The sequence below is a fragment of the Kribbella sp. genome (genome assembly GCF_035687465.1).
In the GTDB taxonomy this organism is placed as follows: Bacteria; Actinomycetota; Actinomycetes; order Propionibacteriales; family Kribbellaceae; genus Kribbella.
The window spans coordinates 1-12927 of the sequence record NZ_DASRXP010000306.1 but is presented as its reverse complement, the minus strand read 5'-3'; the positions used below and the strand labels follow the sequence as shown (position 1 = coordinate 12927).

The 12927-nt window shown below is 68.5% G+C and carries 13 protein-coding genes; 7 read left to right on the top strand and 6 right to left on the bottom strand.

All coding sequences use genetic code 11. The features are described 5' to 3' along the window. Positions 1-150 precede the first annotated feature (150 nt). Positions 151-459: an alpha/beta fold hydrolase gene (locus tag VFG33_RS41265; protein WP_414672956.1), complete on the top strand. Its 309-nt coding sequence runs from the start codon at positions 151-153 to the stop codon at positions 457-459. Between the two features lie 92 nt (positions 460-551). On the opposite strand, the gene VFG33_RS15440 is transcribed toward VFG33_RS41265, so the two are convergent. From VFG33_RS15440 to VFG33_RS15420, 5 genes are all read right to left on the bottom strand, one after another. Then, positions 552-923: a VOC family protein gene (locus VFG33_RS15440; protein WP_325026927.1), complete on the bottom strand. Its 372-nt coding sequence runs from the start codon at positions 921-923 to the stop codon at positions 552-554. 83 nt (positions 924-1006) lie between these two features. Further along, positions 1007-1474 carry a LuxR C-terminal-related transcriptional regulator gene (locus VFG33_RS15435; protein ID WP_325026925.1) on the bottom strand — a complete coding sequence of 156 codons (468 nt, stop codon included), beginning with the start codon at positions 1472-1474 and terminating at the stop codon, positions 1007-1009. A 41-nt stretch (positions 1475-1515) separates the two neighbouring features. Continuing rightward, the gene (locus VFG33_RS15430; RefSeq protein WP_325026923.1) at positions 1516-2556 is read right to left on the bottom strand and encodes a hypothetical protein; all 1041 of its coding nucleotides are present in this window, start codon (positions 2554-2556) and stop codon (positions 1516-1518) included. Beyond that, positions 2553-3731 carry an AAA family ATPase gene (locus VFG33_RS15425; RefSeq protein WP_325026921.1) on the bottom strand — a complete coding sequence of 393 codons (1179 nt, stop codon included), beginning with the start codon at positions 3729-3731 and terminating at the stop codon, positions 2553-2555. The genes VFG33_RS15430 and VFG33_RS15425 overlap by 4 nt, the downstream gene beginning before the upstream one ends. A gap of 44 nt (positions 3732-3775) precedes the next feature. Beyond that, positions 3776-4318, bottom strand: coding sequence for a putative universal stress family protein (locus VFG33_RS15420; RefSeq protein WP_325026919.1), 543 nt, complete (start codon positions 4316-4318; stop codon positions 3776-3778). A gap of 191 nt (positions 4319-4509) precedes the next feature. Between VFG33_RS15420 and VFG33_RS15415 the strand changes: the two genes are divergently transcribed. Both VFG33_RS15415 and VFG33_RS15410 read left to right on the top strand, forming a co-directional pair. Further along, a complete protein-coding gene (locus tag VFG33_RS15415) occupies positions 4510-7041 on the top strand; it encodes a X2-like carbohydrate binding domain-containing protein (protein ID WP_325026917.1) in 2532 nt (843 codons plus the stop codon). Positions 7042-7121: 80 nt separating this feature from the next. Further along, positions 7122-7877, top strand: a complete 756-nt coding sequence (locus VFG33_RS15410; RefSeq protein ID WP_325026915.1) for an SDR family NAD(P)-dependent oxidoreductase — start codon at positions 7122-7124, stop codon at positions 7875-7877. Here the strand turns inward: VFG33_RS15410 and VFG33_RS15405 are convergent. Next, a complete protein-coding gene (locus tag VFG33_RS15405) occupies positions 7866-9071 on the bottom strand; it encodes an MFS transporter (protein WP_325026913.1) in 1206 nt (401 codons plus the stop codon). The two genes, VFG33_RS15410 and VFG33_RS15405, sit on opposite strands and share 12 nt — an antisense overlap. 106 nt (positions 9072-9177) lie before the next feature. On the opposite strand from VFG33_RS15405, the gene VFG33_RS15400 reads away from it, so the two are divergent. From VFG33_RS15400 to VFG33_RS15385, 4 genes are all read left to right on the top strand, one after another. Beyond that, positions 9178-9426 carry a hypothetical protein gene (locus VFG33_RS15400; protein WP_325026910.1) on the top strand — a complete coding sequence of 83 codons (249 nt, stop codon included), beginning with the start codon at positions 9178-9180 and terminating at the stop codon, positions 9424-9426. Between the two features lie 116 nt (positions 9427-9542). Then, positions 9543-10940: a vanadium-dependent haloperoxidase gene (locus VFG33_RS15395; protein ID WP_325026907.1), complete on the top strand. Its 1398-nt coding sequence runs from the start codon at positions 9543-9545 to the stop codon at positions 10938-10940. A 160-nt stretch (positions 10941-11100) separates the two neighbouring features. Beyond that, positions 11101-12141: an LLM class flavin-dependent oxidoreductase gene (locus tag VFG33_RS15390; protein ID WP_325026904.1), complete on the top strand. Its 1041-nt coding sequence runs from the start codon at positions 11101-11103 to the stop codon at positions 12139-12141. Then, complete coding sequence (locus tag VFG33_RS15385; protein ID WP_325026900.1) at positions 12138-12830, top strand: NADPH-dependent F420 reductase; 693 nt, start codon at positions 12138-12140, stop codon at positions 12828-12830. The genes VFG33_RS15390 and VFG33_RS15385 overlap by 4 nt, the downstream gene beginning before the upstream one ends. Positions 12831-12927 lie beyond the last annotated feature (97 nt).

Here is a 12927-nt window from a genome sequence, read left to right as displayed (position 1 = left end):
CCCCTCACAGAAGGAAACGCACTCATGTCCACCATTCATTTCACCGAGACGACCACGTCGACGCCGGTGCGCTTAACTCGCAGTTCCCGGGCAGCGAGCTCGGTCCGGACACGACCACCGTGATCACCTACCCGTGGGGTCGACCTCGCGATCAAGCCGGACAAGGCTCGCGCGGTCTTCGCCGCTGACATCCCGGCCCGCCAGGCGGCCGCCTTCGTCGCCGCCCAGCGTCCGGTCGCGGCCTCGGTCTTCACTGAGCCGGTCGAACGGACCGCCCCGGCCGCGCTGCCGAAGTACGCCGTCATCCCGACCGGCGACCACGCCATCGCCCCCGCTGCCGAGCGCTTCATGGCCGACCGGGCCGGCGCGAAGACGGTCGAGGTCAACGGCGCATCCCACCTGGTCGCCCTGTCCCAGCCGTCGGCCGTGACCCAAGTGATCGAGCGAGCCGCCCGTTGATCCCACCCCAGACCAAGCGCCACCCCAGACAAGCCGACCGGAGCCGTCCCGCTCCGGTCGGCTGGTGTGTGGCTCAGGCCGGTTCGCAGAACTCAACTGCTCAGGTGAATGCCGTCCACCAGCAGCCACAGGTTGCCGTCGGGGTCGCGGAACGAGGTGTGGGCGAACCCGTCCTGGCAGGCGGTGATCGGGCCCGGCGCAGCGCCTCGCGCCTGCAGTTCGGCGGCGGCTGCTTCGACGTCGGGGACGGTCAGGATGCCGACCGTCGATCCCGGCTCGGCCGAGCTGATGCCGGTGCCGATGACGATCGAGCACAACGATCCCGGCGGGGTCAGCTGGACGACCCGCCGGCCCTCACCGGCTACCTGGTCGAGATCCGGGCGAAACCCCAGGGCACGGTAGAAGTGCCGGGTCCGGTCGATGTCCGACACTGGTACGACGATTGCCTCGAGCCTCTGCTCCACGGCTTCACTCCTTGAACGTTCCTCCTCCGAGGGTCGCTCGCGGACGGTGTCGTCGCGCCCGTGGAAGTCCCTGGTCCCCGTGCTCAGGCGGAGCGGGTCAGCGCGGTGCGGAGCTGGCGGCGCGACGTGATGCCGAGTTTGGAGAAGGTCTTGCGCAGATGCCACTCCACTGTGCGGGGGCTGATGAACAGCTGCGCGGCGATCTCCGGGTTGGTCAGGCCGTCCCGGGCCAGGCCGGCGATCTGCGCCTCCTGCGCGGTGAGGTCGTTGAGCGTGTCCGGCGTGCGTTTGCGGACCGTCTCGCCGGTGGCCAGAAGTTCGTGGCGGGCCCGTTCGGCGAAGGCCTCGAGTCCCATCCCGACCAGCAGCTCATGGGCCGGCCGCAGCTGATCACGGGCGTCGACGCGACGTCCCTCGCGCCGCAGCCACTCGCCGTACAGCAGGTGCGCTCGGGCGACCTCGACGCGGAGGCTGGTCCGGCTGAGGTGGTCGATCGAGGCGCGATAGGCGTCCTCGTCACCGTCGAGGAGAGCGCGGACCCGCGCCTCCATGCCGCGGCCCCAGTCGGTCGGGGTGGCGGTGGTGCGCTCGGTCAGCCAGGCGAGGGTGGACTCGACGAGCTTGGTGTCGCCGGTGCGCGAGGCCGCCTCGGCGAGTTCGCCGACAACCAGGACGCCGTACCCGATGACGTCCTGCTCGAAGACGCGGAGCGCGGCGTCGCGGGCGGCGTCGTACCGGCCGAGGCCGTTTGGAGGACGGCGGTCGCGTACATCGCGAAGTCCACCATCCGGCCCTGTTCCCGCTTGGTCGCGGCCCGGCTGGTGGCGTCGATCAGCTCGGTCGCCACCGTCTCGTCGCCGCGGAAGGCCGCGAGGAGGAGACCGCCGAACCCGACCTGCGGGTTGCCGGTGGCGGCCGCGATCTGGCGGTCTTCCTCGACCAGGCCGGCCGCTGCGGCGAGGTCGCCGGCGAGGCACTGGAGATTGGCGCGGAAGTTCAGCGCGAACTGCAACTGGATGAGCGCACCGGTCTGGCGTGCCATCCGGTCCTGCCGGATCGAGAGCTCGTTGGCGGCGTCGAAATCCCACACCTCGATCGCGATGATGCCGCTGGCCCGGTTCCCGGCGAGCCAGAGCCAGCTGCTGACGTCCTCGGCGCGGAGTACGGCATGGCGTGCCTCGTCCAGAGCCTTGGTCAGGTCCGGCGCCGCCGCCGTGTAGCCGCGCAGGATCCGTACTGCGAAAGCCTGGAGCAGGAGGTCGGCCGCGGGCGCCGGGTCCGCCGGGGGAGGGGCGGCGGCTGCCGCGAAGGCCAGAATGCCGGGAGCCTCCGGTCCGCTGGCCCAGATCGCGGCCGACATCGCCTCCAGATAGGTCATCCGCGCCCTGGCGGCGTCGTGCGGTTCGAGGCGTCGGGCGGCGTCTAGCAAGGTGCGGGCCGCGTCGCGCGCGTGCCCCTGATCGAAGGCGATCTGTCCGCGGAGTTGCTCGACCTCGGCCGCGCGGAACGGATCCGGCGGTCCGGCGGCCACACTGCTGAGCAGACCCAGCGCCGCGTCCAGTGCACCCGAGCCGCGCTTTGCCGTCGCTGCGGCCAGTGCCCGCTCGGCCCGGCGGCCTGGATCTGGGGTCAACTCCGCGGAGCGCTCGAGGAACGCGGCCGCCGCGTAGAAGCCGCCGCGTGCCTGCGCCCTTGCGCGGACTGCTCGAGCTCGGCGGCGACCTCCTCGTCGGGCCGCGCGGTCGCCTGGGCCCGGTGCCAGGCCCGCCGGTCAGGATCGGTAGCGGCATCGGTGACGTCCGCCAGCGCCTGGTGGACCGCCTGCCGATCCTGAGGCGATGCCATCCGGTACGCCGCCGACCGCACCAGCGGATGCCGGAAGCGGACCTGCTGGCCGAAGGTGATCAGCCCGGAGGCGATCGCGGCCGTCGCCGGATCCGCGCCCAGCCCGAGCCGTTCCGCCGCCCGCCAGAGCAGGGTTGCGTCACCGAGTGGTTCCGCGGCCGCTGTCAGCAGGAGCAGCCGGGTGTCGGCAGGTAGTGGTTGGAGACGCCGGACGAAACCGTCCTCGATCCGGCTGACCAGTGACCCCGGGCTGAGGCCTTCCGCCAGTTCCGCCGCACTCCAGGCCTGGGGCAGCTCCAGGAGGGCCAGCGGGTTGCCGTTGGTCTCGGCCACGATCCGGTCCCGTACGCGCGGGTCGATCGGTCCCGGCAGGACCGATTCCAGCAACGCCCGCGCGTCGGTGTCGTCGAGACCGCCGATCTCGAGTTCGGCCAGGCCGGTCAGTTCGTGGTCTTCGCCGTCGCGGACGGCGAAGACCATCACCACCGACTCGGCCGCGAGCCGCCGGGCGACGAATGCGAGGATCCGCGCCGACATCAGGTCGAGCCACTGGGCGTCGTCGATGATGCACAGGACCGGCTGTCGCGCGGCGGCATCGGACAGCAGATTCAGGACGGCGAGGCCGATCAGGAAACGATCCGGGGTCGGCCCGGTCACCTGACCGAACGCCGTACCGAGGGCTTCGTGCTGAGGCGGCGGCAGGCGGTCGATGTGGTCCAGGAACGGCTGGCAGAGTTGATGGAGTCCGGAGTACGCGAGCTCCATCTCGGACTCGATCCCGACAGCGCGGGCGATCCGGCAGGTCTGACTGCGGTTCACCAGGGATTCGAGCAACGCCGACTTGCCGACGCCGGCCTCACCACGCAGTACCAGGGCGTCGCTCCGGCCTGTCCGCGCGGCGCTGAGCAGCCCGTCCAGTACTGCGCTCTCTCGCTGTCTACCACGGAGCCCATGATCGACCACCGAAACAGGCTTTCATCCGGGACGAACCGGCGCAACGGCGACCCTCAGACGGTGGTTGCTCCGACCAGGATCACGGGACCACGGGCAAGACGCAGCACGTTCTCCGACGCCGAGCCGCGCCGGTCTGGCCCGAGTACGGTCAGCGCGGCCGCTGCTGACTCGGTCAGTACTGCGCTGTCGACCGGCCCGCGAGTGACCCGCCATCGCACGTCGATCTCGGGATAGGCCAACTGCCAGATCCGCACCGCGCCCTCGAGGTCACTGGCTGTGGCGTCGACGATCGTCAGTCCGGCGCCCCGACGTCGAGCGGCCCGGAAGCCGAACCCCACTGCCTGCTGGGTACCGTCGCCTTCGACCCCTCTGTCGACCCCTCTGTCGACTCCGACGACGACTCGGCCCGCTGAGGGACCGACGGCGGTCTGGTCTGACAACCCGATCACCGCTACGGAGGCCGTCGTACGGCCGAACGGATCGAGGACGCGCGGCCAGCGGAACGTATGCACGATCCGCAACTCGGAGCCCCGGGCAGCAGCCTCGGCCGCGGCCCACTCGATCGTGTCCGCGTCGCCGCGAGGATCGTCGCTCACACCAGGGCAAACCCCTGGCCCGCACCCTGGTGGCCCTGGTTACTTAATCGCGTCAAGAATCCATCGCGCCGGATCTTGACATCTCCTCCGGCAGCCAGCAAGGTTCCAATATCCTATCCGATCTGTGGTTGTCGCCCGGGGGGCCTCATCCTGCGATCAGCTGTTGAACCACTAAGAGAGGGTCACCGCTCATGACCAGGTTCCTTCGAAACAAGGCGACGCGAGGCATCCTCGCGGGGGTCGTCGCCGCCGTCGTCCTGCCGGTCGGCCTGTCGGCCTCCGCCGCACGAGATCCGCGCGGAGCACCTACCCCGCCGAGCGCTGCCAACTCCGCCAAGGGCGCCACCACCTCGGCGAGCGACTCGGCCGCGAGCATTTCCACGCCTGCGAACGTCAGTACCGAGGCGAGCCCGTCGCTCGGACCGGCGGGGGCGGCTGCGAACAAGCCCTACATGGGCTGGAGCAGTTACAGCATGCAGGTGTACTCGAACGACGGCGGCAACTGGATCAACGCGGCTCAGATCATCGCGCAGTCGGATGCGATGAAGAAGAAGCTCCAGCCGTACGGGTACAAGTACATCAACATCGACGCGGCCTGGAACGGCGGCGTCGACGGCTACGGCCGGCCCGTGCCGAGCACGAAGCTGTACCCGAACGGCTTCCAGGCGGTGATCGACCACATCCACGCGAACGGCCAGAAGGTCGGGATCTACAGCATCCCGGGCATCTCGAAGGCTTTGCTGGACGCCAACCTTCCCGTCTACGGCGCCCCGGGGTGCACAACGGGAAACCTGGCCAAGCAACCCCTGCAGCAGGGGGACTACTGGGGCTTCGGCTACCGCGTCGACATGACGAACCCGTGCGCCCAGAAGTACATCGACTCCATCGCCGATCTCTTCGCCTCCTGGGGCATCGACTTCCTGAAGTTCGACAGCGTGACGCCGGGCTCCGGCAAGAACGACCTCTCCCTCGACGCACGCGACGAGGTCAAGGGCTGGTCGCAGGCGCTCGCCCGTCACAAGATCTGGCTCGAACTGTCCTGGGCCCTCGACATCAACTACGCGGACTACTGGAAGCAGTGGGCGAACGGCTGGCGGCTCAACTGGGATGTCGAGTGCTACTGCCCGGGTGAGGCGCTGACGGCCTGGGCCAACATCTCGCGGCTCTTCCCCAACGTGGCTGACTGGTGGCGCCATGGTGGACCGGGCGGATGGAACGACCTCGACTCCCTGAATGTCGGCAACGGCACGATGGACGGGTTGACCAAGGACGAGCGCCGTACGGCGGCGACGTTGTGGGCGGTCTCCGCAGCCCCGTTCTACATCGGCAACGACATGACCAAGCTCGACTCGTACGGGCTGGAACTGCTCACGAACCCCGAGGTCATCGCGGTCAACCAGGCCGGGCGTCCCGCGCAGCCGGTGTCGACCAAGAGCAACAAGCAGGTGTGGTACTCGCTCAACGCGGACAGCTCGTACAACGTCGCCATCTACAACCTCGGGACCACCGAGGCCAACATCACCGCGAACTTCGCGGATCTCGGACTGGATGGCTCCGCGACGGTTCGCGACCTGTGGGCCAGGAAGGATCTGGGACAGTTCTCGTCCAGCTACACCGCGGCGCTCGTGCCCCCGCACGGTGTCCGGCTGCTCAAGGTCACGCCGCAGAAGAAGGCGGCGATCCGCGTCAACGACGATGACCTGCGGGTCTCGTACGACGGCGCCTGGCAGCGCAACGGGAACAACGAGGTACCGGCAGTCTCGGAGCCGTTGACGGTTGCGGTGACGGACTCGGGGACCCCTCCGGCCGCTCCGCAGGCGGCCACGTCGGGCATCCGGACCGTTGACCTGAACGACAACGACCCGGGAATCGTCTACACGGGTTCGTGGAGCACCAGTACGGGCCGCGGGTTCGGTGACTATCAGGACGACGTGCACTGGACGGAGACCCAGGGCGACGCCTTCTCGTACAGCTTCGTCGGCAACGGTGTCGACTTCGTGACGGAGAAGGACCCCTCGCAGGGTGAGGTCGAGATCTACGTCGACGGTGCGTTGAAGGCGACGGTGGACACCCACGCCGACACGCGCTCGGCGCAGCAGGTGGTGTACAGCATCTCGGACCTGCCGAACGGAACCCACACGATCCGCGGGGTGAAGAAGTCGGGTCAGTTCATGCTGGTCGACAAGCTGGTCATCCGGCAGGAGAGCCTGCTGAACCCCGGTACCGCGGCCTTCGACAAGGCAGCTCAGGCCGATGTCAGCACCGAGATCGCGCGCGATCCTGGTGAGCTGCTCTCGATCGCGAATGCCGGCAAGGCTCTGGTCAAGGGCACCGACTACACCGTCGCCGGCAAGGTCGTGACGATCAAGAAGGCGTACCTGGCGACTCAGCCGGTCGGTAGTACGAAGCTGGACTTCAGCTTCCGCGGTGACTACCGCGACGACGTGCACGCCACGACAGCCAATGGTGCAGCGGTCAACTTCACCTTCAAGGGCACCGGGGTCGACTGGACGACGGCGCTGGCGCCGGATCAGGGCGAAGCCGACGTCTACCTCGACGGCAAGCTCGTGACCCGGGTGAATCTGCACGGCGATGCAAGGGTCACTCAACGGCAGGTGTTCACCAAGACCGGGCTGAAGGACGCGCAGCACACCCTGCGCATCGTGAAGGTCTCGGGTGACGTGCTCCGGAACGACCTGATCCGGTACACGCTCGCGAAGTAGTCCTCCGAGAAATGCCCTCGCGGGCTGGGTGATCCGCTGCTCCGGATCACCCAGCCCGCGAGTTGGTGGAAGATAGGGCGATGAGTCAACGGTCGGTCTGCATCGTCACGGGTGGGGGCGGGGTCCGGATCGGCAGCGGGATCTGCCGCGCGCTCGGAGCCAAGGGATGGACCGTGGTGGTCGGGGACCGGGATCTCCAGAGCGCCGAGGCGGTGGTCGACGAGCTGCGCGCGGAAGGGGCGAGCGCAGTACCGATGGCTTTGGACGTCACGGATGCCGAGTCGGTGCGGGAAGTGGTGGCTGCGACAGCGGCCGAGTTCGGGCGACTCGATGGCCTGGTCAACAGTGCGGGGGTTGGACTGCGCAAGCTTGGTGGCGAGGCGACGCCTGAAGAGTTCGACCGGCTGCACGAGATCAACTACCGCGGGCCGTGGACCTGCATCCGCGAAGTCCTGCCGATCATGCTGCAGAACGGCGGCGGCACCATCGTCAACATCGGCTCGGTCCACGCGGCCGGCGCCGCTGAGACCTTCACCCTGTACGCCGCCACCAAGGCCGCGCTGGCTGCCCTGACGCGGGGGATCGCGCGGGACTACGGCCGCCAGAACATCCGCTGCAACATCGTCCACCCGGGAGCGGTGGAGAGCCGCGGCAACGAGCACCTGCTCGCCGACTTCGTCGCGACCAAGCAGATGCTGCCGACCGCGATCGAGGGGATCGACATCGGCAACGCGGTCGCCTTCCTGCTCTCCGCGGAGGCTCGCGCCATCACCGGCGCGGAACTCTTCGTCGACGCCGGCACCACCGCCATGCTCTTCGAGCAATCAGGCGGCTGACTGGCCGCGGCGGGTGCTGAGGACGGCGAAGGCGATGGTGGCGAGGGTGGTCAGGGCGGCTGGTACGAAGAAGACGTGGGGGAGTCCGATGGCCGCTACGCCGATGCCGCCGATCGTGCCGCCGATGGCGGAGCTGACGGGAATGGCACTGAGGAAGATGCCGGAGGCGGTGCCGACGCCCTCGGGGTAGAGCCGTTGTGCGATCGACACTCCGAGTGCTCCGACGCAGGCCCAGAGACCGGCCGTCAGTGCTTGTCCGAGGAACAGTGCGCCGACTGAGCCGGCTGTTGCGTAGGCCAGGTTTCCGGCCAGGCCCAGTGCGGCTCCGCCGGTCATGACCCACAGCGCCCCGAATCGGTCGGCCAGCCTGGCCACCAGGGGCAGTAGCAGCAACTCCAGCAGAGGCTGGATTCCGATCACCGCGCCACGCATGGAGTCGGAGACGTGGAGCTCTTCGGCCATGTAGATGGGCAGGTAGCCGAACTTGATCGTGTCGCCGGTCATCGCCAGGACGCAGACAGCGGTGAAGACGAGCAACGGCATCATCTGGTCGATCTGCCGGTGGCCCTCGGGGCGCGGACGGAGCGCCACGTCGTGGTAGCGCTCCACCCGTTGCCGGCCGAACGGGAAGATCTGAGCGAACGTGCAGGCGGCGGTCGCCAGCAGCAGGGCGCGAAGGCCGAAGACGCCGCCGAACCAGCTGCCCAGCACCGGTCCGAGGATCCAGCCCGTGGTGAAGGCCATCCGGATGGTCGCGACGACGCCGTTGTCGGCCTTCGTCGGGCGCCGGCTCAGTTCGTCGCGGGTCGCCGCGAACAGCAGCGCCATGGACCCGCCGCCGACACTCAGCGCGACGGCGCTGATGACGAAGGGGAGCCAGACCGTGGTCGCGGCCGCCATCGCGAGCCACCCGATGGTGCCGACCAGGGCGCACAGCCGGAACCAGAGCAGCCGCTCGGGGGTTCTGTCGGACAACCGGCCGATCAGGAACCCGGCCAGCGGGGCGGCCAGGTTCGTCACGTAGTACAGGCCGGCCACGGGCAGCGGCGTACCCAGCTCGCGCACCATGAACAGCGTCAGCTGAGGTGTCGCGGCCGACATCCCGATGCCCGCGATCAACAAGGACAAGAACGCCGAACGATAGAACGGCGACCGGACGACAATGCTCACCGCGGACTCGGACCGGTCGCGCATCTTCCGCCTAAGTCAGGACAACAGTCACCGAACCCTATCCGGGGGTTCGTGGTTGCACTCCCAGCGTCTCGACGTTCGGGCCCTCCCACCGGCCGATACGCGGTCTATGTTCGGAAGATGGCCACCGGATCCCACCGATCCTGACCTGCCGATCCTCGAACTCGCGGATGCAGGCGATATGGAGGGCGCTTTGGAGGGTGCCGGTTGGCTCACCGCGGAGAACATGCGGCTGTTCGCCCTGGATCTTCGTGACACCCTGCGTGGTTACGACGGCTATGCCCGTGACAACGTCGCCTGGGGTGGCGATTGGGACGTCGATCCTGCCCACCTCGAGGTGCCGACCTGGCTGTGGTGACCATCCGGTGAGGGATTGTCCGGCCGCGACGCGTTGACCCGCACATCAGCCACTCGTAGGTTCGAAAACGAGGCCCGTGATCCGTTGCTCCGGGCACATCTCAAGGGGGGCCCATCGTGGCCAGAAATCGCAGTGCCCTGTCTCGCGTCAAACTCGCCGTCGGAGCGGTCCTTGTGCTCGCTCTGCTCACGCCGACCACCGGAGCCGCCGTCTCTGCGGTGACGCGCGGTCCGGCCGTGACGAGCGGTACCGCGGCGATGAGTGGCAACGCGGTGGTCCGGTGGAACGAGATTGCCGCGAAAGCAGCGCTCGCCACCACCCTCGCGCCTACGCTCAACCCACTGCACGAGTCCCGGATGTACGCGATGATGCACATCGCCATCCACGACGCACTGAACGCCATCTCTCATCGCTCGCGTCCCTACGCCTTCCAGGGCCGCGCGCGGCACGCATCGCCCGATGCCGCTATCGCCGCCGCCGCGAGGACGACCTTGGTCGCCGCGCTGAACGACCTCACGCCACCGTTCACCGACACCGCCGGCGCGATCGCCGGCGTGGAGTCTGCCTACACCGCCGCACTGGCTGCCATTCCCGACAGCTCAGCGAAGCAGGAAGGCATCGCCCTCGGAAAGAAGTCGGCATACACCATCCTGGCCAAGCGGGCTGACGACGGCGCCTCAACGGTCCTGCTGGTCGACACCGGCTTCCCGCAGGGCGTCAACCCCGGCGAGTACCGGTTCACCCCCGCTACGCCGTTCGCCTTCGCGCCGACCTGGGGAGAGGTGAAGCCGTTCGCACTCAGGTCCGCCGGGCAGTTCAAGGTGGAGCCGCCCTTCGCGCTCGGTTCGAAGCGGTACACCGCCGACTTCAACGAGGTGAAGCGACTCGGTGGTGACGGCACCACCACGCCGAGCGAACGCACCGCCGACGAGACCCGGATCGCCCGGTTCTGGGTGGAGAGTTCACCGTTGCTGTGGAACCGCCTCGCCCGCCAGTTGGCAACGGCCCGGCACCTGGATCTCTGGCAGAGCGCCCGCCTGTTCGGCCTGCTCGACATTGCCCTGACCGATGGGTACATCGCGACCTTCGACGTGAAATACAAGCTGCTGTTCTGGCGCCCGGTCACCGCGATCCAGCTGGCCGCCACGGACGGCAACCCCGCCACCGCGGCCGACCCGACCTGGACCCCGCTGGTGCCCACCCCGCCGATCCCGGACCACGACTCCGGCCACAGCGTCGAGGGCGGCGCCGCGGCCGCAGTATTCCGCGGCTTCTTCAAGACAGACCGGATGAACTTCTCGCTGTGCAGCTTCACTGCCTTGCCAGGCAGCACCTGCACCGACGCCAACCCGGCGATCCGCCACTTCACCAGCTTCTCCCAGGCCTCCAACGAGAACGCCCGCTCCCGGGTCCTGGTCGGCTTCCACTTCACGCACGCCACCACCGTGGGCGCCAAGCACGGCACGAAGATCGGTCAACTCGCCGTCAACAGTTACCTCCAACCCCGGCACTGACCGTTGCCCTGAGGCAACTCTCGGCTTGACGGTCCGGGCGGCCAGCCGGCCGCCCGGACCGCAGCTGAGGACGATCTCGGAATGAACCCGCCACCCGTCGTGTTGACATGTCAACCAAGGCACGCATAATTGACAGGCAACCAGAGGGGAAGGACGGCTGATGAGTGACCTCTTGTTCGGCCTCGACACTTTCGGTGACGTTCCGGAGGATGACGAGGGCCGGCTGGTCTCGGATGCGGCGGCGATCCGCCAGGTGGTCGAAGAGGGAGTGCTCGCGGACCAGCTCGGCGTCGACGCCATCGCGCTCGGCGAGCACCATCGGCCGGAGTACTCGATCTCCACTCCGGAGACGGTGCTGGCCGGGATCGCGGCACGCACCTCGCGGATCAAGCTCGGGTCCGGCGTGACTGTGCTGAGCTCTGACGATCCGGTCCGGGTGTACCAGCGCTTCGCGACGGTGGACGCGATCTCGAACGGGCGGGCGGAGGTCATCCTCGGCCGTGGCTCGTTCACCGAGTCCTTCCCGTTGTTCGGGTACGACCTGGAGGACTACGAGGTCCTGTTCGAGGAGAAGCTTCAGCTGTTCGTCCAGTTGCTCGACGAGAAGCCGGTCACCTGGAGTGGGACCACCCGGGCCGCGCTGGAGAACGCCGATGTCTATCCCAAGACCGAGTCCGGCCGCCTGACGACGTGGGTCGGCGTCGGTGGAACGCCACAGTCAGTCGTGCGGACGGCGTACTACGGTCTGCCGCTCATGCTGGCGATCATCGGTGGGTCGCCGGAGCGGTTCGCGTCGTACGTCGATCTGTACCGGCGGGCAGCCGAGCAGTTCGGCAACGTCGCGCTGCCGGTGGGGATGCACTCGCCGGGCTTCATCGCCGACACCGATGAGGAGGCGAAGGAGGTGTTCTGGCCGCGGTACAAGGTCATGCGTGACCGGATCGGGGCGTTGCGCGGCTGGCCGCCGGTGAAGCGTGCGGAGTTCGACGCCGAGGTCGCCCACGGTTCGATGTACGTCGGTTCGCCGGAGACCGTGGCACCCCGGATCGCCGACGCGGTGAAGAAGCTGGACGTCGGACGGTTCGACCTGATCTACAGCGCGGGCTCGGTGCCGGTCAGCGCCCGCCTGCAGACGGTCGAGTTGTACGGCACGAAGGTGATCCCGATGGTCCGCGAGTTGCTGGCCTCGGAGCAGTCATGAAGGCCACCATCGGCATCCTCGGCGCCGGCAAGGTCGGCACGGTGCTCGCCCGCCTCGCGGTCGCGGCCGGGTATCGCGTCCTGATCGCCGGCTCGGGGGAGGTGTCGAAGATCGCGCTGATCGTCGAGGTGATCACCCCCGGAGCCGTCGCGACCTCGGCGGCCGACGTCGCCGAGCGGGCCGACGTGGTCGTCCTCGCGCTGCCACTCGGCAAGTTCCGCACCATCCCGGCCGAGGCGTTGCAGGGCAAGCTCGTGATCGACGCGATGAACTACTGGTGGGAGGTCGACGGCATCCGGGACGACCTCACCGACGCGCGCACGTCGTCCAGCGAGATCGTCCAGGACTTCCTGTCTGGCGCACGCGTGGTCAAGGCGTTCAATCACATGGGGTACCACGACCTCGAGGACGGCGCCCGCCCGGCTGGAGCGGCAGACCGCAAGGCGATCGCCATTGCGGGGGAGGCCGCCGACGCTGAAGCGGTCGCGGAGATTGTCGACGCGCTCGGGTTCGACCCGGTGGTAGCCGGGCCGCTGGCCGAGGGTGTGCGCTTCGGTCCGGATACCGACCTGTTCGGCGCCAACGTCGACGCCGATGAGGTCCGCGCGCTGCTGGACCGCTTCCCGGACACCCAACGCGGCCAACTCATCACCCAAGCCAGCGCAACCGAGGACGATGCCGCAGCCTGACTAGACGGACAGGCAGGCGGCACCCTGGGCCGCCTGCCTGAACCCGCCCGTCTAGGGGTTACTTCTCGTGGGGAGCCTTGTAGGTCTTGGCCTGGTC

Coding starts and splice junctions, on each gene's coding strand:
- VFG33_RS15435 (WP_325026925.1), bottom strand. CDS start 1,474: ATGGAGGCGCGGGTCCGCGCTCTCCTCGACGGTGACGAGGACGCCTAT.
- VFG33_RS15415 (WP_325026917.1), top strand. CDS start 4,510: ATGACCAGGTTCCTTCGAAACAAGGCGACGCGAGGCATCCTCGCGGGG.
- VFG33_RS15410 (WP_325026915.1), top strand. CDS start 7,122: ATGAGTCAACGGTCGGTCTGCATCGTCACGGGTGGGGGCGGGGTCCGG.
- VFG33_RS15405 (WP_325026913.1), bottom strand. CDS start 9,071: ATGCGCGACCGGTCCGAGTCCGCGGTGAGCATTGTCGTCCGGTCGCCG.
- VFG33_RS15400 (WP_325026910.1), top strand. CDS start 9,178: ATGTTCGGAAGATGGCCACCGGATCCCACCGATCCTGACCTGCCGATC.
- VFG33_RS15390 (WP_325026904.1), top strand. CDS start 11,101: ATGAGTGACCTCTTGTTCGGCCTCGACACTTTCGGTGACGTTCCGGAG.
- VFG33_RS15385 (WP_325026900.1), top strand. CDS start 12,138: ATGAAGGCCACCATCGGCATCCTCGGCGCCGGCAAGGTCGGCACGGTG.